Here is a 19179-nt window from a genome sequence, read left to right as displayed (position 1 = left end):
TGTTTCACCCGATTCTGACCAACCAACCATGAGATACGCCCATGAAAATCGTTAAAGTTCAGGACATCATTGGTACCGAGCGTGAAGTCAGCGACAAGCAGTGGACCAGCCGCCGCCTGCTGCTCAAGAAGGACGGAATGGGATTTTCCTTCCACGAAACCATCATCAAGGCAGGCTCCGAGCACACTTTCTGGTACAAGCACCACCTGGAAGCCGTTTACTGCGTTGCCGGTAACGGGCGCATCAAGGACCTCGCCACGGGTGAAGTTCACGAGATTACCGACGGTACCCTCTACGCCCTGGACAACCACGACAAGCACACCCTGTACGGTGGCACCGAGGACATGCGCCTGATCTGCGCCTTCAACCCGCCGGTGACCGGCCAGGAAGTTCATGACGAGGACGGCGCCTACCTGCCGGACAGCAGCGATAACTGATCCGCCCTGATAGAGGGCGGCTGATCTGACCGCTGGCACACCGCCAGCGCGACTGCTGGCGGTAGCGCTGTTGCTTTGGCTGGTACGTCCATGCCGGAAAATCCCGATTATGCCTGGACACCTTTATTGATCACACCGTCCATAGCGATCTGCCAGATCAAATCGCCAATGGCGTCGAGTGACTGTGCCCCGTTCGGGTCGAACCAGGTTGCAACCCAGTTGAGCGCCCCAAGGCCGATCAAGCGAAGCAAACGGCCGTCAACATTCTTCCGGACCACGCCCTGCGCAATCATTGTTTCGAGGATACCGGCCCACAGGGACTCGTACTGGTCACGCAGTTCGATGATTTCCTCGCGAGCCTCCGGGCCCAGCGCCCGCCATTCAAACAACAGCACGTAAACCGCATCCGAATCTAACAACAGGGCTCGCAGATGTGCGTTGATACAAAGACGCAAACGCTCAACCGGGTCGTCCGAGCTGGCGTAAGCCGACTCGACCTCTGCGGTCACCAGGTCGACTCCCCGACGCATCAGCTCGACAAGCAGCGCTTCCTTGCTGTTGTAACGATAATACAGACTTCCAGGCAGCATATTGCAGGCCTCGGCAATCTCTTTGAGCGACGTCCTTTCAAACCCTTTCTCCCGAAAAAGCCGGGCTGCATTAAACAAAACGTCGCCCTGGTCGCCCGGTTTGCCTGCGGAAGTAATCTGTCTGTTAACCATCGCTTAAGTATCTCCTCAGCAAGCCCATTTATTATTCATCAGAGCGGTCGCCACCAGACTTGCTGCACTGATCGTACGCCATGACCCAGGCGGCGTGCCATTGGTCCGCAAACATAGCCTTGACTTTTGGTTGGTTACCCAACCAAAATCCAGCAACAATACTATTCGGAAGACAATGACATGGCAATGATCGATGAAAATCAGTGGTTTCCCATCACCTCCGCCCCGGTACGAAAGGCATGCCAGGCTGGGCAGATCTGATGACCAAGCCGAACAGAGCTCAGCACAGTAACGCTGTGGCGACGGCGTGGCAGTTCACCGAGCAGGTTCCCCACGGCAGGGAGCTGGGTATGCAGGTTGTCTCGGTAGAACAGGGCCAGGTCTGTATGCGTCTGACGCCACAGTCATGGATGTTCTCCCAGGAGGATACGAAAGAAATCTGCACCAGCGTACTTTACTCGCTGGCAGACTCCGCCGGAGGCCTGGCGGTATTCGCGGGGGCCCTTGAGTTGATGCCCATTGCCACGCTGGATCTGCGCATGGATTATCTGCGCCCTGCCGGCGGCGACCAGGCCCTGTTAGCGGTGGCTACCTGCCGACATTTAACGGACGAGGTCGCGTTTATTCATTGTGACATCCTTAGCGAGGGCAATCGTGAGTTGCTGGCGACGGCAAACGCCACTTTCATGCGTAACACCCAGGGCCAGCAATTCCACGCAGGTGGACGAGAGAGGGAGAGCGCATGAGCACGATTGGCGATTCGGCACAACACATCTCAGGCGCTGGGGAAAGTGGGAAAGAATGTCCTGACTGGCAGGCTCTGCTGGAGCGCATTCCCTACGCACGGCACCTCGGGCTTGAGGTTCAGCGCGGTGATGCAGGTGTATTGGTTCATTTGCCGTGTCGTGAAGCACTGATTGGCAACTTCATGCTACCTGCCCTCCATGGCGGGGTGCTTGGGGCCCTGATCGAACTCACCGCGCGGGTGGCTGCGCAAAGCCAGGATACGGAGACACGTTGCCCGCGCATTCTCGACAGCCACATCAATTACCTCCGCTCCGCTAAGGCCCGATCGACGTTCGCCAGGGCCGACATTGTCCGGCAAGGCAGGCGGACCAGCCTGGTCCAGGTGACCTGCTGGCAAGGCGATGAGAACAAACCGATCGCCACGGGTCAGGTTCAGTTATTGCTCCCGACAATGGCCGCCCAACAAGAAGACCGTCATGGGCATTAAGCACAACACACCTGAACGCGACGAATTCCGGGCGACGGATGGCGCCGATATCGCACTGTGGCGCTGGCCGCAATCCAAAGCGCGCCCCACGCTGCACTGGGCACATGCCACGGGTTTCCATGGCCGCCTGTATCGCCCTCTCCTTGACGAGCTTGCCACGGACGTCAATGTCCTGGCCTGGGACATGCGGGGGCATGGGGCCAGCGCCGGTGCGGCGAACGTTTCGACATTCCGGGGCTGGGAAACCTACTATCGCGATATGACGGCTCTGCTGGATAGCCAGGACGAGCCGGTCTGGCTTGCCGGCCATTCCATCGGTGCCACCACCAGCATCATGGCCGCTGCCCGGCGGCCTGACAAAGTGCTGGGTCTGATTCTGGCGGAACCGGTGATCATGGATCCGGTGCAGGGCCTTAAGTTGTGGGGGGCCAAGCTGCTGCGTCAGTCACATCGGTTGTCACTGGCCGCCGGAGCGGCACGTCGGCGCAGGGTATTCGACTCGCACGCTGCTGCGCTGGACAACTATCGTGGCCGCGGTGGTTTCAAAACCTGGCCCGAAGCATGGCTGGAAGCCTACGTCCAGCACGCCTTCGTGCCGCAGGGTGACCAAGTTCAATTGGCGTGTAGCCCAGAGTGGGAAAGTACGACGTTTGCCCATACCGAACACAACCCGTGGCCGGGTATTCGTCAGTTGCGGTGCCCGGTTATCGCGTTGGCTGCGGAACACGGGTCAACCTTCTCGCCGGCGGCGCAAAAACGCCTGCAGACCCTGCTGCCTTCGGCTGACGTGAGGGTGGTTGCAGGTACAACCCATTTTCTGCCCATGGAGCAGAACAACACCGTTCGCGATGCCATCCTGCAGCTTGCTTTGTCTGGATGGCGCGGGAACTGATAACCACACCTGGATTTTGCCGATCGGGACACCTGCATGTGCTGTGCGCTTGACACCCTTTATCTTGCTGCTCACGCAATCGGGTTCAGCCGCCCCCTGCAACACAGCACTGGCCAGGCGCGACCTTGATCTGGTGGCGACCATGACAGGGCAGGATAAGGACCCGGAGACAGTCAGAATCGGTAACTCATAAAAACACCGGTGTAGGCTTGGGTAGCCTCCCCGATATCACTGACAATCGGGCTATCCTCTGCATCGCCGGTTAATTGTGACACCCCAGCGGTCGCGGTGACCGACCATTGCGCAGACAACGAATAGGTTAAACTGCCTGTCAGGCCATACCGGGCATAGCCATCAGGGCTATAGGAGGCCAAGCCGGAGCGGGCACTTTCCGTATCGGAAATACCAAACATATCGTCCGTCCAGTCATCACTGCTATAGGTCAGGTTTGGACCCAGGGAGGCAGACCATTGATCGCTGAGCTGGTTCCGCCATCGCGCCTTAAGCACCACCTGATAGCCATCGACATCGCCGGTGAAGGGAGACTGGACAGCTGCGCTGTACGACCATGCGTCGTGAGTGTAAGCAACGCGCAAGCCGGCGATCGCGCCGCCATCAATCTTGTCCAGGCGTTCGAGATCCTCATCATTATCGCGCCCCGGAGTGTATCCAATAAAGGGCGACAGCTTCCAGTTGCCGTGGCGAATCAGGTTCCAGCCAAGACCATCGCGAATGTTAAAGTAGAAACGGTCACCATAGCTCACATTGATCGTCGGCCAGACCCTGGTTTCATAATCGTCGCTGCCAAGGTAGTCCGGAGCATAGAGCACACCGGCTCCCAGGCTGGCATCCCACTGCGTGTTTGCCAGGCTCGGGGTTGAAACGACCAACAGAGTCGTGGAAGCGGCCAGTAGCCACCGACGTTCTGGTTTCGACAACATAAACGGATTCTCCAGTTGAATAGCTTCGCTGCGCCGCCGGGGCGCAGCACGCTGTGACGATTGGGTTGGTTTCGGAATCAGGACTCGGTAGAGTCTCGGTACCCGGCCATCATTTTCATCATCCAGCCTGGGTACTCCTCCGGTATACGGCTCACCTCGTCGAGCGCATTAAGTTCTTCGCCAGACAACCGGATCTGCGCTGCCTGGATATTGGCTTTCAGCTGCTCCGGCCGCTTGGCGCCAACGATAATGCTGCTCACGACGTTTTGGTGCAACAGCCACGCCAGGGCGATCTGTGCCACGGTAACCGGCTCGCCGTCCATCTGCTTTCCGTCGGCAATCTCCCGCATCACCTTGATGACTTTGCTGCCCCGCTCACGGTCGACGGGCGGAAAGTCAAACTTGGCACGCCGGTTTTCCTCGGACACGTCCGGCCCCTCGTATTTACCGGACAGATAACCGCCTGCCAGGGGGCTCCACACCATCAGCCCGACGTTTTCAGATTCCAGCATCGGAATAATATCCCGCTCCAGGTCGCGACCCACGAGGGTATAGTGGGCCTGCAGGGATATGATCGGGCACAGGTTGCGGGCCTGGCTGATGCCGATGGCTTTCATCACCTGCCAGGCGGCCCAGTTGGACAGACCCACATAACGCACATGGCCTTGTTGCACCAGGGTGTTCAGTGCCTCCAGGGTTTCCTCGATCGGCGTAGCCGGGTCAAACCCGTGGATCTGGTACAGGTCGATATAATCCGTTTGCAGGCGCCCCAGGCTCGCCTTGCATTCGCTCATGATGTGGCCGCGGGAAGCACCACGGGCATTGGGGCCCTCGCCCATCGGGCCGAGCACCTTGGTGGCCAGCACGACATCTTCCCGGCGAACGCCGAGGTTCTTCAAGGACTGGCCAACAATGCGCTCACTGGCGCCGAAACCATAGATGTTGGCGGTATCGATAAAGTTGATTCCCGCCTCCAGAGCGATCTTCACCAGTTCGTCGGCCTGTTCCTGCTGCAACTGGCCGATCAGCCCCCAGATGTCCTCATCGCCGCCGAAGGTCATGGTGCCCAGGCACAGCTCGGAGACGAACAGACCCGAGTTGCCCAGCGACTTGTAGCCTGGACGATTGTCATCATTGAACCGCGGTAAACTCTCAGTTGCCATGTTGCACCTCCTCATGTTTTTCGGTTGGTGTTCCAGAATTCACTGTAAATACTGCCGGTTTCGGTTTGTTTGCATTCGCTTGTGTTACTCGGCGAAGATGGCCTTATAGAAACGCATAGCGCCCTCCCAGGAGCGGGCGGCAGCCTCTTCGTCATAACCCACCGGCATGCCGAACTCCTCGGCGATCTTGTCAGCACCCGGGTTGGTAAATGAGTGCAGCACTCCGGGGAAGCTCACCAGTGTCAGATCGACTTCGGCATCCTGCATCTCTTTGACCAGGCTCGCCACCTGATCCGAGGGGACCAGTTTGTCGGCACCGCCTGTGTAAACCTGGATCCTGGCTTTTACGGACCCGGGCTCAGCCTGGAGAGGGCTGCCGAGCGCACCGTGGAAGCTGACAACGCCGTCCAGATCAGCGCCCATGCGCGCCATGTTGAGAACAACGGCACCGCCAAAGCAGTAACCTTGTGCTGCAATTCGGGACGCGTCAACACTTTCGTGGTTCTTCAGGATGTCCATCGACTTCATGAAGCGCGCCTTGACCTGGTCCATGTCCTTGGTGGCTTCCTGCATGAATTGCTGGGCAGTATCAGGGTGGTCGGCTTGTTTGCCAGAGCCATACATATCCAGTGCAAACGCTGTATAGCCGGCGGAAGCAAGCCGTTCTGCCTGATTTCGCGCGAATTCATTGTGCCCCCACCATTCATGAACAACCAGAACCCCCGGGCGCTTCTGCCCGAATTCATCATCCCAGGCCATGTAGCCGGTGAAGGTCTCGTTGCCGACTTGATACTCAATGGTTCTGGTTTGCGTTTCTGCCAGTACCTGCGTACTTGCAACAGTGAGTGACAGCGTGGCTGCTGCCAGTGCTGTTTTCAGGGTGCTCATCATCTGTTTGCTCCTTTTCGCTCGTTATGAGTCAATTTGCGTAGCGATTATGTACGGGTAGACATCGACCAAAGCTCACAGGAAATGTCGCCGGGTGAGCGAACACGAATGTAATCGCTCGCTCAAAGCGCGATTCCTGTCCCGTCGTTACTGGCAGCGGGCGCGCAGCAGTCGCGTTGCGGCATCAAACACGGCGAGGTCTTCTTTGGTGCGCGCGGCGAGGTGAGCGCCTTCCAGCATCGCCAGGGTGGCCGGTGCTTCATCACTCGGATCACCGATGGCCGAGACGGTCCCATCCCTGTGTCCCAGTTCAAAGGTTGCCGTAATCCACTGCAGAACCATTGCACGAACGGCGCCGACTCTGGCGATGACGGTGTCGGACAGGCTTTCGCGGCAGGTCGAAAAGGCAACACACAGACACACGGTCTGGCCATCATGCAACGCTCCGCGGTACAGGGCAATGAGTGCCTTGAGGCGCGCGCCGGCGCTGGCATGGGCTGCGTCTATCTCGGTCAGACCCTGCTGCAGACTGGTCTGATAGCGCTCGATCAAGGCTTCGGAGAGCTTCGCCTTGGTGGGGAAATGGTAATGGATCGAGGCCTTTCGAATGCCGATGGCCTCAGCCAGATCCGCATAGCTGAACCCGTCAAAGCCCCGTGACCGAACGGTGTGCTCGGCAAGGTCCATCAGGGCTGTTCTGGTATCACGGTTCATGGTTATCCACCTGTCTGCCTTTGCAATCCCGCTATTGCCGGGCTTATACCCTCGGCGCCCCGGCAAATCGCAGGTGCCCCGTTTTCATCCAGATCTTGGCGCCGTCGTCCCCGGCCGTCAGGGACAACCGGTGTCCTTCAGGGAGGCGCAGCCAGTCATGCCTGGCCAGCACCTCGCCATTCCCGGTCACCGAACCTTCGATTACCAGCAGCTCGATTCCGCCGGGCGCCTCAGAGGTCAGTGTCGCCCCCGCATCGAGCTGGCTGTAGGTCACGATCTCACGATCGTCCTCATGCAGCTTTGCGGTGGCAACGCCGCCTACCGGGGCGCCCAGCCCGGCCTCCATATTCTTGCTGAACTGGGTGCGATCGGCCAGGTCGAACTGCCACAGTTTCACAAATATCGTGCAGCCTGTGTCAGAGCCCGGAATATGTGAGGTGGTCGGGGGGTTGCGCACATAACTGCCGGCAGGGAAATCACCGTGCTCGTCCTGGAACACACCGTCGAGTACGATGAATTCTTCTCCACCGGTATGGGTATGCGCCGAGAAATGACTGCCCGGCGCATAACGCACGATGGTGGTGGCGCGGGCAACTTCGTCCCCGATCCGGTCCAGCATGCGCCGCTCCACCCCTTTCATGGGCGAGGGCTGCCATTCAATCTGGTCGGAATGCATAACCACCGGTTCGGAGAAATCTGCATTAATCTCCATGTTATTCCTCCCTTTTGTGCGCTTCATGGTTTCAGCGCTTGCATTAAACCCGAAGGTTTCGGGTCATCCGGCGATTGAAGGACGGGCTGCGACTCTTGCGCGCCAGGCCTGGAGATTGGTCAGGGACTCGGGAATGTCGACCTTGGCGAAATCCGCAAACCCCAGGCCGGCAAAGGCGGTGATGTCTGCGACCGAGAAGCTGTCACCTGCAAGAAACTCGTTGTCCGCCAGAACACTGTCAAGGTAGGCCATGGTTGCGCTGGCCACTTCTTTCTGTTTATTGCCCCACTCAGCGCATTGCCAGGTTTCCAGATCCGGACCGAGCCCCGGGGTCGCGTGGTGAAAATAGGCACCCACGGCGTTCATCAGACCGTTTTCTGCCCGCAGATTCATCATTGCGATACGGGCACGCTCCGCTGGGGTTGTACCCATAAGGGACGGACCATCAAAAACGCCGTCGATATATTCGGTGATGGCATTGCACTGAGCGATGCAGGTGCCGTCGTCAAGTTCCAGCATGGGCACTGTGGCATCGGGGTTTTTCGTCTTGAACGCATCGGAACGGTGCTCCCCACCCATGACATCGACCGGGACGAATTCCACCTTATTCGTTGCGCCTTTTTCTGCCAGGGCGATGCGAACGCGGAGCGGATTGGGAAAGCCTTCAGTGTCGTAAATTTTCATTGCTTACCTCTGTTGGTCATTAAGCATACGCCAACCAATCTACCTGTTAGTAGGTAGGTGCGCAAGAGGCAATTTGTTTATTCTGCTTTGCTTTGAGGCGCTGACAAGACATCCCAAACAGCAAGGACGGTCCAGGCCTCCTCGCAGTAACACCAGCCAGGGTTGCTCTGACATAGCCCGCGTTTCCTTCAGGCCCGGATAAAACCCGAGCCAACTCCTTTGCGTTTATTATGTTTTATGATCGCGGATTTGACATCTCAGCTGCTTTAGAAGGTCTTTGGAGCTCTCATAATACAGGGTGTAGAACTGATCCAGATCAGCCAGCTTGGCAAGCGTTTGTTCATTGGTAATGGTTGCCTTGGCTTCGGCGATCACCTCCTTTCTGGCCTCGAGCCGTTTCATCTGCCCTTCCACCAAGGCAGCGTAAGGATGCGGACGAATGGCGAAAAAATCCTGGCGCTCACCCGGAATGCTTCGGCGTTCAACAATACCAAGTCTTTCGAGAAAGCACGTATTCGTACTGACGCTCGCCTTACTGACACGCAACGTATCCACAAGCTGCGATGAGCTGACCGGCTCATCCGACACGATAAGTGTCGCCCAAATTTGGCCGGCAATCCGGGAAAAGCCTTCGGATTGAGCCTGAAGACCGAGGCGTTCAATAAACCGTCTGTCTGATTCAGTCAGTGGTTTCATAATCTGAAGATTGCGATGAACTCTGCCAACCCCCTCCCAACGCGCGATACAAATTAACCGTCGACTGCAATTGATCGCGCCGCGTTTCCACGAGATCAAGTTCGGTTGTAAACAGGCTCCGCTCAGCATCCAGTACCTCCAGATAACTGGAGGCGCCACCCTCAAAGCGCAACCGCGCAAGTTTAGTGGTGCTCCGCAGTGCTGCTACCTGCCGGGCCTGCGCTTCCAGGCGCTCTTCGGCACCACGCACCCCGGCCATGGCGTCGAGCACCTCCCGAAACGCTACCTGAATGGCCTGACGATAGGCAATCAGAGCCTGGCGTTGACGCGCCTCCGCCCGATTGACCAGTGCCTCGGAACGCCCGAAGTCCAGCAACGGGCCGACCAGCGAGCCGCCCAACTGCCACGTGGATGCCGAATCCTGGAACAAGTCACCCCCGGACGCACTTCGCAGGCCCAGCAGCCCCTCAAACGAAATCCTGGGCAGGAACGCCGCCCGGGCAACACCGATTTCGGCGTTGGCCGCAATCAACGCCTGTTCGGCTGCGGCAATGTCGGGTCGCCGGACCATCAGATCCGCCGGCCGGCCGGCAGGAATGCTGGCTGGAACATCAATATCACCGATGGTATCCGCTACGGCAATATCACTCCGTACAATCTGTCGTGGCTCTCGTCCCAGAAGCACTGCCAAGGCGTTTCGCTGAAGGGTGTGCTGCTGGCGAAGCCTCGGAAGCTCCGATTCTGCAGCGGCAAGCTCGGATTCGGCCTGCCGCAGGGCCAATTCATTAATCTCGCCTCCTTCAAACAGGGATCGTTGCAAAGCAACCGATTCGCGGCGGGACGATACGGTGCGTTCCGCGATCTCAATCTGACGGTCAAGGGCTCGCAAATTGAAGTAACCATTGGCCACCTCACCAATCACGGCCAGTCTTACGGCCTCGCGATTCGCGGCGCTGGCCAGCAGCCGTGCCCGGGCCGCTTCGCTGGCATTGGCTAGCCGCCCCCAGAGATCCAGCTCGTACGATAGAACACCGCCAACCTGGATATCATTGAAGGGTTGACCACCAGTACTGTTGACGGACTCCTCACTCGGGCCCTGGCGCACCGCGGAGCCCTCCACCTCCAGAAGTGGGTATCGTTCTGCCTGCTGTCCGGTAAGGAGCGCCCTTGCTTCGGCAACCCGGGCAGCGGCGAGCTGCAGATCGTTGTTGGCATCAAGCGCCTCCTCAACAAGCGTGACAAGTGCCGGATCGCCATAGCCACGCCACCAGTCCAGAGGGAGTTTCTCGTCCGCAGAAAGTCGTGCGGACGTCCAGTTTTCCGGCATCGACGGCTCGGGCTTCTTAACAGTCGGCGCGAGTGAGCAGCCACCAAGTGACAACACCATCAAAGTGGTCAGCAATACCTTAACGGTCATCAGCCACACCTCCGTCTGCACGTTCGGGAGCGGCCGATGCCGAGCCGTCCTGGTCTCTGGTGCCACTCAGAAAATCCGTGATACGGCGAACGACCACATAGAACAGTGGAATAAAGAACGTCGCCAGTATCGTTGCCGAAATCATGCCGCCGAGAACCGCCGTACCTATCGCAATACGCGTGGTTGCACCGGCCCCGCTGGCAAAAGCGAGCGGCAGCACACCCATGCTGAAAGCGACCGATGTCATCAGAATCGGCCGCAAGCGCACTCGCGCCGCTTCCTTGGTTGCCTCAATCAGCTTCATTCCCTGATCCTCGAGTGCTCGGGCGAACTCCACCAGAAGTATAGCGTTGCGCGCAGTCACACCAACGGTAGTCAGAATGCCGACCTGGAAGAAGACGTCATTAGGCAGGCCGCGCACCATGGCTGCAAGCACCGCTCCGAGCACGCCCAATGGCACCGCCAACATGACAGAAATGGGAATGGTCCAGCTTTCATAGAGCGCCGCGAGTGCCAGAAACACCACCAGTACCGACAACGCATAAAGCAGGGGTGCCTGGGCACCGGCCTGACGCTCCTGATAGGACAGGCCGCTCCAGGCGCCGGCCACACCGTCCGGGAGTTGCGCGATCAAACGCTCAACCTCTGCCATGGCCTCACCGGTACTGTAGCCTGGCGCCGGCTCACCCTGAATCTGGCGGGACGGAACACCATTGAAACGCTCAAGGCGCGGTGAGCCATACTCCCAGCGTCCGTTCGTCACTTCACTCAACGGAGTCATCTCTCCATCAGCGGCTCGCAGATACCAGGCCTCGAAATCCTCTGGCAGCATCCGGAAAGGGGCATCACCCTGAACATAGACTCGCTTGACCCGCCCCTCATGGAGAAAGTCGTTAACGTATTGTGAGCCCCAGGTCACCGACAGAAGCCGACTGATCTCGGAAAGCTCTATGCCAAGGGCTTGCGCCTTTTCATGATCGATGTCGACTTTGTAGCGGGGATTGTCCGCCAAACCGTTGGGACGCACACTCGTCAGAACGGGGCTTTCGGCCGCCAACTGCAGCAACTGACCTTGCGCTGCCATGAGCGCTTCATGCCCAATAGCCCCCCGGTCCTGCAAACGCAACTCAAAACCCAGGGCCTGGCCCAATTCCGGTATCGGTGGCAAATTGAAAGCAAAAGCCCGCCCATCACGGACCAGCCCGGCAAGCGCCTGGTTCGCCCGCTGAATGATGGCGCCGGCGCTTTGTGTCTCAGGATCACGCTCACTCCATGGCTTGAGATTGACGAACGCCAATCCCGCGTTCTGCGCCCGGCCAGCGAAACTGAAACCAGCGATTGTGAAGAGGCCCTGTACCTCATCCTGCTCCATAAAGTAATCTTCGATAACCTCAATGGTATCGATTGTGCGCTGCTGCGTTGCACCGGGAGGCAGCTGGTACTGAACCACAACAAAGCCCTGGTCCTCCGCCGGCAGGAACCCTCCGGGCAACCGCAAAAAGAGAACCGCGACCAGTCCGACGATCCCGAAGAACGCAAAGGTGTAAATCCATGCGTGGCGCGCCGTATGGTCAACCAGCCGGACATACCCCCGGGTTATTCGCGCCAGGCCGGCTTCAAACCAGCCGAACAGTTTTTGCAACAGGGTTCTTTCATGTGTGGGCTTGAGTATCCGACCGCACAGCATGGGGCTGAGAATCAGAGCCACCAGCACCGAAAGGACCATGGCACCAGCAATACTCAGGGAAAATTGCCGATAGATTGCCCCTGTGGAGCCTGGGAAGAAGGCCATGGGGATAAACACAGCAGACAGCACCACACCGATGCCAATCAGCGCGCTGGCAATCTGCCCCATGGACTTGCGCGTCGCCTCCATCGGGCTCAGGCCATCCTCATGCATCACACGCTCGACGTTCTCAACCACCACGATGGCATCATCCACCAGAAGGCCGATCGCCAATACGAGGCCGAAGAGAGTGAGCATGTTGATGGAAAAACCGAAAGCCGCCATGATCGCAAAGGTGCCGAGCAGTACGACCGGAATCGCGATCGCCGGCACCAGGGTGGCTCGCCAGCTCTGCAGAAACAGCAGCATCACCAACACCACCAGTGCGATCGCTTCGATGATGGTCTGCACCACTGCGTCAATGGAGGCCTCTACGAAGGGCGCCGTCTGGTAGGGATACCGAATCTCCACTCCTTCGGGAAAATAGGGCTCGAGCTCCTGAACCCGCGCTTTAACAGCCTCTGTGACTGCCAGAGAGTTGGCACCCGGCGCCAGATTGATGCCAAGGCCGGCAGCCGGCTCGCCATCGTAGAAAGTGTCAATCTGGACTGCACCACCACCCAGCTCCACGCGGGCAACATCACCCAGGCGCACGCGGGACCCGTCGGGCATACTCTTAAGCAGGATGTTGCGGAATTCTTCGGTTGAGGTGAGCAAGGTCTGGGCGGTGACCGTGGCATTGAGCTGCTGGCCCTCAACTGCGGGCAGCCCGCCGAGCTGGCCGGCGGTGACCTGGGCGTTTTGCGCCTCGATGGCGGCGCTTACGTCGGCGACGGTCAGGCCGTAATTGGTCAACGCCGAGGGGTCCAGCCAAATCCGCATCGCATATTCAGAGCCGAAAACCTGCACGCTGCCGACGCCGGTTACCCGTCCGATGGGTTCCGCTAACTCGGAGCTGATGAAGTCAGCGAGATCCAGTTTGCTGAGGCGACCGTCGGTAGAGACGAATGCCATTACCATCAGAAAGCTGGTACTGGATTTCTCGACGCTGATCCCCTGCTGACGCACCACCTCCGGGAGCCGCGGTTCCGCCAGTTTGAGCTTGTTCTGCACCTGGACCTGGGCAATGTCCGGATCGGTGCCCGCCGCAAAGGTGAGAGTAACCGTAGCATGGCCGGAGGAATCCGCTGTAGAACCCATATAAAGCAGATTGTCGAGACCGGTCATCTCTTGCTCAATCACCTGAACCACCGTATTGGACACGGTGTCCGCCGAGGCGCCAGGGTAATCTGCCTGAATCTCCACCGCCGGCGGCGCCACCGACGGATACCTCTGAACCGGCAAAACGAAGATCGCCATGATGCCTGCCAGCATGGCGACAATGGCCAGAACCCAGGAAAAAACGGGCCTGGAAATAAAGAAATTAATCATTGCGCGGGGCCCTCCTCTTTGGAGGCGTTCTTCTTCGGATTATTCGTGCCACTGGCTTGCTGGTTTTGGGTGGGATGTAATGGAATATCTGCGGCAACCGGCTTCACCTTGGCTCCTGGCCGAACCTTCTGCAGACCGGAGACGATGAGACGATCTCCCGGTTCCAACCCCTTCTCCACCAGCCAGAATGCGCCAATGGCCCGCTCTGCCTCTAACTGGCGGGCGACAACTTCACCCTCCGGGTTGACCAGCAACGCGGTGGCCTCTCCTTGCGGGTTACGGCTCACGCCCTGCTGCGGCGCCAGAATGACGTTCTCCCGAACTCCCTCACTCAGACGAACGCGCACGTACATTCCAGGCAGAAGGTCTTCGTCCGGATTGGGGAAAACGGCTCTCACCGTGACAGAACTGGTGCTTTGGTTGACGGTTACATCCGTAACGTCAACGCGTCCCTTATGCGGATAGGGGGTACCGTCTTCGCGCAACAAAACAGTCTCGGCTTCATTTGGGCCGGCCTTAGAAGCCGCGCCCTCCTTCAGAGACGACCGAATTCGAGCCAGTTTTTCGACCGGTAGCTGAATATCGACATACATGGGATCAAGCTGAACCACGCGCGCCAGGACCTGGGGCTGATTGGCGGTTACCAGCGCACCCTCCGTGTACAGTGTCGGGCCAATGCGCCCGGCGATGGGAGCCTTGACCTCGGTATACGCCAGATCGATACCCGCCGTTTCGACCATCGCCTGGGATCGGGAGACATCCGCCCGGGCTGCCTCCAAGGCCGATAGCGCTTCATCACGTTGACGCTTGCTGACCGCGTTCTTCTCAAACAAGTCTGACGTACGTGCCCACTCCCGCTGCGCCTGTCGCAATTCGGCCTGTGCGCGCTCCAGTTCTGCCTGGGCCCGCTGATGGGCAGCACGGTACCGCTTGGGATCAATCTGGTAGAGAACCTCACCTGCTTCGACCTGGGCGCCTTGTTCAAACAAGCGCTCCTGCAAAATGCCCGTGACTTGCGGCCTCACTTCCGAGATACGGTAAGCGGCGGTCCTGCCCGGCAGTTCCATTGAAAGGTTCACACGCTGAGGCTGCATTTCAACAACCCCGACTTCCGGAGGCGGCGGCGCTGACCGTTCAGCCTTTGCCTGACCGGAGGAATTGTCACAACCAGCCAGCAAAAGAACCGCCAACCACATTGGCAGCATGCGGGCACCAAGGAGACGCGCCATCAAACTCTTCTCTGTCTGCATATCACTAACCTCTGAATGGGCCAAAGACTCAAAAACCGTTCGATCCATGCCTTCATTTATAACCAGGTAGACAGAACGATCGATCCAAACTGATCGACACCGTCCTTTTCCTCGAATTCTTCGCTGCGCCACAGGTAGGTGTAAGCGATCTGCCAGCGATCCCAGGTCAATGCCGCACCCACCTGGGCATCGCCAACCCACTCGCGACTATCAACGGAGTGGCTGTCCTCGAAACTGTTGCCGTCGAGCAGCAGGTTGTGTGCCACATAGCGCCCTTCAGCGGCAGCGAAGACGTACCAGCTAAAGCCCCGATCCCGCCGAAAAGAGGATTGCCCGCCTTGCGAGGGGGCGACTGACGGAATGCCGAAACTACGATCAAGCCCCTCCCCCAAACGAAACCCCAGGCCGCCGGAAGCGTAGGTATACAGGTTGCCGAGCGCGAACCCGGCAGACGGCCCATATTCAACAGTCAGCTCAGCGAGATCCTGTTGAACTAGCCAGGCACGTTCGTAACCAAAATTAATGACTGGCTCGTTGTCAAGCTGGTTGTCCCAGCCCCTCGGTTTGTCTGCCGCAATCAGTTCGTGGAAATTTCGTTGGACTACTTCAGCTCCGGAAGCCGGTCCTACGATGCCCACGTCGATATGCAGGCTGTCTGCCAAACGCAAACCACCGTGCTCCCTTTCGCTCAGTAGCGAAATCCCGCCAAACAAAAGGCCGGCATAGGGACGGTCATCTTCAATAAGGGTTTCAACCTCTATGTCTTCCGGCGTATACATCTGTTGCCCCAGCCGGTATGTTGCGCCGGCAAGACTACTGCCAGACCAGCCCGGAATAATATCCGCAAGACGACGGGTCCAGTGTTGATCGGCGGGCTCAAAGGCCCAGATCACCTCTACGCCGTTGGTATATTGACCATCGCCGCCGGCGGAAAACGCATCGTTTTCCACTTTCAGGGACAGCAGGCCTTCAGCGGAAGCTGATGTCACAAGAGAACCCAGCAACAGACCTGAGAACCAATTCCGATAACGCTTTCTGCAACGTCGAGATTTCATTAAAGCGCCCTCTGCCAAGGCGGGTTGAACCGGTTGCAATAGACCATACTCCCGGATGCTGCCCCACTTTCCCGTGCCAGTTGATTCGGTGTTCCGCCAACAATGATAGGAAGGCTGCTGCAAAACTTGTTCATTTCGTTCAGCATGGACTGAACGTAACACACATAACGACGGACCGCCAGCCGTGATGGAGCCGTCCTGTGCCGGCGAAATTTGCGGAACGCTCCAATCCTAATCTTGTCGCTCGCGTCTGAAAAATGTCTCGGGTTCAGTAATATTTGGGGTTGGCGGAATTTTCCATAACCCGCTCAAACACACGCAGAGCGACTTCCAGATCCTTGTCTTCGATGCCTTTCAGCATCTCCTCTCGCAATAGATCCGCCCGCTCATTCAGTTCGCCCATAAAACGTTCACCGGCATTGGTAAGATACAGCAGCCTGGCGCGCCGATCATGCTTACAGGGCCGTCGTTCAATCAGACCCTGCTCCTCAAGGCTGTCAAGCAGACGGACCAATGTCGGACTTTCGATGGTCATCAAATGGGCTAACTCACGCTGAGTCAATCCTCCACCACCACGCTGCAGGCAGACCATGGTGAACCAGCGAGCCTGGGTAACCCGCAGATCTTTCATGCGCTCATCCAATAACTTGCGCCAGCGCCTTGCTACCCGGGCACTGGTAAAAGGAAACTGATCTCGAGGGATTTGCGGGTCCATATCACTGTCCTGATATTGCTGACTCAGTAACAGTAAATCGTAAGCTAATCATTGAGGCAAGTCTGCGTTACGCACTAACCAGGTTTGCGCCAAATCGACCTGCAACTTAAAAAGCTGTGCTGGGGCGTAGCCGTCAGGTGTATAAAATATCGGGGACTTGCCAATCGACCAAGATTTGACCATGTTTTGATCCTGAATCAGTGACTCCGCTCGCCAATACATCCGTCAGGTCACCCTCTGCGCCAATAAGGGGCGAGAACCTGGTGAGGCTCTGATTGTGAGGTTAGGATGCAAAGAGCGGAAGCGACTGATGGCTCGATATCGATCAATAAATGACCAGCCAGAAAGATTCAGACAATAGTAGGTCAGCCCAGTTCATGGCTCCGGGAAACATCCTCCGTTTTTGTCCGTTATTGGGTTGGCCTATCCGGCGGAAGCAAGGCCCCGATAAAGATCGCGGTAAACCGCAAAGCCTGGGCAGTGTCGGCCAAATCGCAGGATCCACTGCCGGCCACTGTGCACCAGGCGGCATCAATGACGCTAAGCTATGCACTCGAAGTCTGACAACATGGTGAAGTTTTGGACTTATTAACAATCTCTCAGCGCTACCTCCGGCACCACCGTTACGCCTGGATTAGTTGGCCTGCGATGATCAGCCCCATTGCGATAGCGTGGCACCCTTCGTTCGGTGTGATCGCTGGAGTCTCGATTGTGAGCTGGATGAGAATCAATCATCTACTACCCCACGAAGCTGCTTGGCTGAAAAAAGCACGCTCACAAGCCCAACAGCTGAACTTCAACGCGGCCCTAGTGCATATTCCGGCCCATCGTGACCACCCATTCCGTTTGAACGTGACCGCCTGTTCCGGGTGATCGTGACCGCTCATTCCGTTTTATCGTGACCGATTTTGGACGTTTTTCCGGAATCGCTGGTCACGATGCCGGAATCCCCGGTCACGTTCCTCCGGAATCATTGCCAACACGCTGGAATTCTTCAACTTTATCCGGCATACCCCTTCCTTTTTCATCACGAGGAAGGGCGGATGCCGGCAGCGAGGATTTCCATGCGACAGATCATCGAGGTCTTGCGCCTCAAGTACGAAGCGGGCCTGAGCCATGAGCGCATTGCCCGTGCCTGCGGACTCTCCAAGGGCGTGGTCGGCAAGTACGTCAGCCTGGCCACCGCTCAGGGCATCACTTGGCCGTTGCCGGAAGGCACGGACGAAGCACGGCTGGAGGCCCAGCTGTTCCCGGCCAAGATGCCGCCTTCACGCTTTGCCGAGCCCGACTACTTCCAGGCCCATCAGAACTGGTCGCCGGGGCGGTTCCTGAACTGGGCCACGGACATCGGCCCCGCCACGCTCGACGTGGTACAGCGCCAGCTCAAGGATCGCCCGCATCCCGAGCATGGCTACCGGGCCTGCCTGGGGCTGTTGAACCTGAGCCGACGTTACAGCCGTGACCGGCTGGAACAGGCCTGTGCCCGGGCGTTGTCCATCAACTCGGCCAGTTACCAGAGCATCACCTCGATCCTGAAGCAGGGCCTGGATCAGTTGCCTCTGCCACTGACCGAGGAAGAACCGGAACTGGCCGATCTGCCCGTTCACACCAACGTTCGCGGCCCCCGCTACTACCACTGATCCCGGAGAAAATGATGTTGACTCAAAACACCCTCGATACCCTGCGACAGCTCAAGCTGACCGGCATGTGCGATGCCCTGGAACAACAACGGGCACAGCCCGACACCCACGACCTGGCGTTCGAGGAACGCCTGGCCTTGCTCATCGACCGGGAGGTGCTGCACCGGGAAAACCGCCGTCTGGATCGGCTGCTGAAGGCGGCCCGGTTGCGGGTGCCGGCCTGCGTGGAAGACATCGATTACCGCCATCCACGGGGGCTGGAGCGCTCCCGCATGGCGGGTCTGGCAAGCTGTGACTGGATCCGCCAATCGCTGAACCTGTGCATCACCGGCCCAACCGGTTGCGGCAAGACCTGGCTGGCGTGCGCCCTGGGCAACCAGGCCTGCCGACAGGGGCTCTCGGTTCGCTACCTGCGAGTACCGCGCCTGTTCGAGCAACTGCGCATCGCCCATGGCGATGGCAGCTATGCCCGACTGATGAACCAGTTGCTAAAAACCGATCTGCTGATCCTGGACGACTGGGGCATGCAGAAGGTCACGGCACAACAGCGACAGGATCTGATGGAGGTGATCGAAGACCGGCATGGGCGAGGCTCAACGCTCATCGCCAGCCAGTTACCAACCGAACACTGGCATGACTACATCGGCTCCGCCACGCTCGCCGACGCCATCCTGGATCGGCTCCTGCACGGCGCTCACCGACTCAATCTGAAGGGGGAATCACTGCGAAAAGCGAAAGCACAAAATACGGAATCGGTTGACCCATCGTGACCGCTCAGAGTACAAAACTGACTCCAGCGTGATGGCCGTGTGCAAATCGGTCACGATCCCCGGAATGACCGGTCACGTTCACCGGAATACGC

General features: G+C 58.3%; 18 protein-coding genes and 1 pseudogene. 6 read left to right on the top strand and 13 right to left on the bottom strand.

Features of this window, described 5'->3' with window-relative positions:
- Window positions 1-41: 41 nt before the first annotated feature.
- The gene (locus BMZ63_RS06300; RefSeq protein ID WP_091703156.1) at window positions 42-437 is read left to right on the top strand and encodes an ectoine synthase; all 396 of its coding nucleotides are present in this window, start codon (window positions 42-44) and stop codon (window positions 435-437) included.
- A 107-nt stretch (window positions 438-544) separates the two neighbouring features.
- On the opposite strand, the gene BMZ63_RS06295 is transcribed toward BMZ63_RS06300, so the two are convergent.
- Window positions 545-1159, bottom strand: coding sequence for a TetR/AcrR family transcriptional regulator (locus tag BMZ63_RS06295; RefSeq protein WP_091703153.1), 615 nt, complete (start codon window positions 1157-1159; stop codon window positions 545-547).
- 260 nt (window positions 1160-1419) lie between these two features.
- Here BMZ63_RS06295 and BMZ63_RS06290 point away from each other — a divergent pair, with 260 nt between their 5' ends.
- From BMZ63_RS06290 to BMZ63_RS06280, 3 genes are read left to right on the top strand one after another with little or no spacing between them, the layout of a single operon-like run.
- Window positions 1420-1905 carry a PaaI family thioesterase gene (locus BMZ63_RS06290; RefSeq protein ID WP_091703211.1) on the top strand — a complete coding sequence of 162 codons (486 nt, stop codon included), beginning with the start codon at window positions 1420-1422 and terminating at the stop codon, window positions 1903-1905.
- Window positions 1902-2393 (top strand): PaaI family thioesterase, encoded by a 492-nt coding sequence (locus tag BMZ63_RS06285; RefSeq protein WP_091703150.1) that lies wholly within the window; start codon window positions 1902-1904, stop codon window positions 2391-2393. Before BMZ63_RS06290 ends, BMZ63_RS06285 begins: the two co-directional genes overlap by 4 nt.
- Entirely contained in the window at window positions 2383-3285 is a 903-nt protein-coding gene (locus tag BMZ63_RS06280) for an alpha/beta fold hydrolase (RefSeq protein WP_091703146.1), read from the top strand. The genes BMZ63_RS06285 and BMZ63_RS06280 overlap by 11 nt, the downstream gene beginning before the upstream one ends.
- 173 nt (window positions 3286-3458) lie before the next feature.
- Here BMZ63_RS06280 and BMZ63_RS06275 read toward each other — a convergent pair whose 3' ends face one another.
- The 12 genes from BMZ63_RS06275 to BMZ63_RS06220 all read right to left on the bottom strand — a co-directional run bounded on the left by BMZ63_RS06275 (window position 3459) and on the right by BMZ63_RS06220 (window position 16677).
- Complete coding sequence (locus BMZ63_RS06275) at window positions 3459-4226, bottom strand: MipA/OmpV family protein (protein ID WP_023011700.1); 768 nt, start codon at window positions 4224-4226, stop codon at window positions 3459-3461.
- A gap of 77 nt (window positions 4227-4303) precedes the next feature.
- A complete protein-coding gene (locus tag BMZ63_RS06270) occupies window positions 4304-5389 on the bottom strand; it encodes an aldo/keto reductase (protein WP_091703143.1) in 1086 nt (361 codons plus the stop codon).
- Window positions 5390-5473: 84 nt separating this feature from the next.
- A complete protein-coding gene (locus BMZ63_RS06265) occupies window positions 5474-6280 on the bottom strand; it encodes a dienelactone hydrolase family protein (protein WP_023011702.1) in 807 nt (268 codons plus the stop codon).
- Between the two features lie 144 nt (window positions 6281-6424).
- Window positions 6425-6991: a TetR/AcrR family transcriptional regulator gene (locus BMZ63_RS06260; RefSeq protein WP_091703140.1), complete on the bottom strand. Its 567-nt coding sequence runs from the start codon at window positions 6989-6991 to the stop codon at window positions 6425-6427.
- Between the two features lie 43 nt (window positions 6992-7034).
- A complete protein-coding gene (locus BMZ63_RS06255; protein WP_091703135.1) occupies window positions 7035-7703 on the bottom strand; it encodes a cupin domain-containing protein in 669 nt (222 codons plus the stop codon).
- A 63-nt stretch (window positions 7704-7766) separates the two neighbouring features.
- The gene (locus tag BMZ63_RS06250) at window positions 7767-8387 is read right to left on the bottom strand and encodes a glutathione S-transferase family protein (RefSeq protein WP_091703133.1); all 621 of its coding nucleotides are present in this window, start codon (window positions 8385-8387) and stop codon (window positions 7767-7769) included.
- 228 nt (window positions 8388-8615) lie between these two features.
- Window positions 8616-9083, bottom strand: a complete 468-nt coding sequence (locus BMZ63_RS06245; RefSeq protein WP_091703130.1) for a GbsR/MarR family transcriptional regulator — start codon at window positions 9081-9083, stop codon at window positions 8616-8618.
- Entirely contained in the window at window positions 9067-10500 is a 1434-nt protein-coding gene (locus BMZ63_RS06240) for an efflux transporter outer membrane subunit (protein WP_091703128.1), read from the bottom strand. The genes BMZ63_RS06245 and BMZ63_RS06240 overlap by 17 nt, the downstream gene beginning before the upstream one ends.
- On the bottom strand, window positions 10490-13657 hold the full coding sequence (locus BMZ63_RS06235) for an efflux RND transporter permease subunit (protein ID WP_091703125.1): 3168 nt from the start codon (window positions 13655-13657) through the stop codon (window positions 10490-10492). The genes BMZ63_RS06240 and BMZ63_RS06235 overlap by 11 nt, the downstream gene beginning before the upstream one ends.
- Window positions 13654-14907 (bottom strand): efflux RND transporter periplasmic adaptor subunit, encoded by a 1254-nt coding sequence (locus tag BMZ63_RS06230; protein ID WP_031211604.1) that lies wholly within the window; start codon window positions 14905-14907, stop codon window positions 13654-13656. Before BMZ63_RS06230 ends, BMZ63_RS06235 begins: the two co-directional genes overlap by 4 nt.
- A 56-nt stretch (window positions 14908-14963) precedes the next feature.
- Window positions 14964-15962: a lipid A deacylase LpxR family protein gene (locus BMZ63_RS06225; protein WP_091703123.1), complete on the bottom strand. Its 999-nt coding sequence runs from the start codon at window positions 15960-15962 to the stop codon at window positions 14964-14966.
- Between the two features lie 268 nt (window positions 15963-16230).
- Window positions 16231-16677 (bottom strand): MarR family transcriptional regulator, encoded by a 447-nt coding sequence (locus BMZ63_RS06220; RefSeq protein WP_091703120.1) that lies wholly within the window; start codon window positions 16675-16677, stop codon window positions 16231-16233.
- 1301 nt (window positions 16678-17978) lie between these two features.
- Here BMZ63_RS06220 and BMZ63_RS15295 point away from each other — a divergent pair.
- Window positions 17979-18171: pseudogene (locus BMZ63_RS15295) on the top strand (IS21 family transposase); the annotation flags it as partial.
- A gap of 160 nt (window positions 18172-18331) precedes the next feature.
- Window positions 18332-19087: an IS21-like element helper ATPase IstB gene (gene istB, locus BMZ63_RS06210; RefSeq protein ID WP_091703115.1), complete on the top strand. Its 756-nt coding sequence runs from the start codon at window positions 18332-18334 to the stop codon at window positions 19085-19087.
- The last annotated feature ends 92 nt before the right edge of the window (window positions 19088-19179 follow it).

Source organism: Marinobacter persicus (assembly GCF_900114155.1).
Classification (GTDB): domain Bacteria; phylum Pseudomonadota; class Gammaproteobacteria; order Pseudomonadales; family Oleiphilaceae; genus Marinobacter; species Marinobacter persicus.
Note: the sequence above shows the minus strand (reverse complement) of the source record. Positions and strands in the feature narration are given on the sequence as shown.

Coding starts and splice junctions, on each gene's coding strand:
- BMZ63_RS06220 (WP_091703120.1), bottom strand. CDS start 16,677: ATGGACCCGCAAATCCCTCGAGATCAGTTTCCTTTTACCAGTGCCCGG.
- BMZ63_RS06235 (WP_091703125.1), bottom strand. CDS start 13,657: ATGATTAATTTCTTTATTTCCAGGCCCGTTTTTTCCTGGGTTCTGGCC.
- BMZ63_RS06300 (WP_091703156.1), top strand. CDS start 42: ATGAAAATCGTTAAAGTTCAGGACATCATTGGTACCGAGCGTGAAGTC.
- BMZ63_RS06240 (WP_091703128.1), bottom strand. CDS start 10,500: ATGACCGTTAAGGTATTGCTGACCACTTTGATGGTGTTGTCACTTGGT.
- BMZ63_RS06225 (WP_091703123.1), bottom strand. CDS start 15,962: ATGAAATCTCGACGTTGCAGAAAGCGTTATCGGAATTGGTTCTCAGGT.
- istB (WP_091703115.1), top strand. CDS start 18,332: ATGTTGACTCAAAACACCCTCGATACCCTGCGACAGCTCAAGCTGACC.
- BMZ63_RS06285 (WP_091703150.1), top strand. CDS start 1,902: ATGAGCACGATTGGCGATTCGGCACAACACATCTCAGGCGCTGGGGAA.
- BMZ63_RS06275 (WP_023011700.1), bottom strand. CDS start 4,226: ATGTTGTCGAAACCAGAACGTCGGTGGCTACTGGCCGCTTCCACGACT.
- BMZ63_RS06245 (WP_091703130.1), bottom strand. CDS start 9,083: ATGAAACCACTGACTGAATCAGACAGACGGTTTATTGAACGCCTCGGT.
- BMZ63_RS06270 (WP_091703143.1), bottom strand. CDS start 5,389: ATGGCAACTGAGAGTTTACCGCGGTTCAATGATGACAATCGTCCAGGC.
- BMZ63_RS06230 (WP_031211604.1), bottom strand. CDS start 14,907: ATGCAGACAGAGAAGAGTTTGATGGCGCGTCTCCTTGGTGCCCGCATG.
- BMZ63_RS06250 (WP_091703133.1), bottom strand. CDS start 8,387: ATGAAAATTTACGACACTGAAGGCTTTCCCAATCCGCTCCGCGTTCGC.
- BMZ63_RS06255 (WP_091703135.1), bottom strand. CDS start 7,703: ATGGAGATTAATGCAGATTTCTCCGAACCGGTGGTTATGCATTCCGAC.
- BMZ63_RS06295 (WP_091703153.1), bottom strand. CDS start 1,159: ATGGTTAACAGACAGATTACTTCCGCAGGCAAACCGGGCGACCAGGGC.
- BMZ63_RS06265 (WP_023011702.1), bottom strand. CDS start 6,280: ATGATGAGCACCCTGAAAACAGCACTGGCAGCAGCCACGCTGTCACTC.
- BMZ63_RS06290 (WP_091703211.1), top strand. CDS start 1,420: ATGACCAAGCCGAACAGAGCTCAGCACAGTAACGCTGTGGCGACGGCG.
- BMZ63_RS06260 (WP_091703140.1), bottom strand. CDS start 6,991: ATGAACCGTGATACCAGAACAGCCCTGATGGACCTTGCCGAGCACACC.
- BMZ63_RS06280 (WP_091703146.1), top strand. CDS start 2,383: ATGGGCATTAAGCACAACACACCTGAACGCGACGAATTCCGGGCGACG.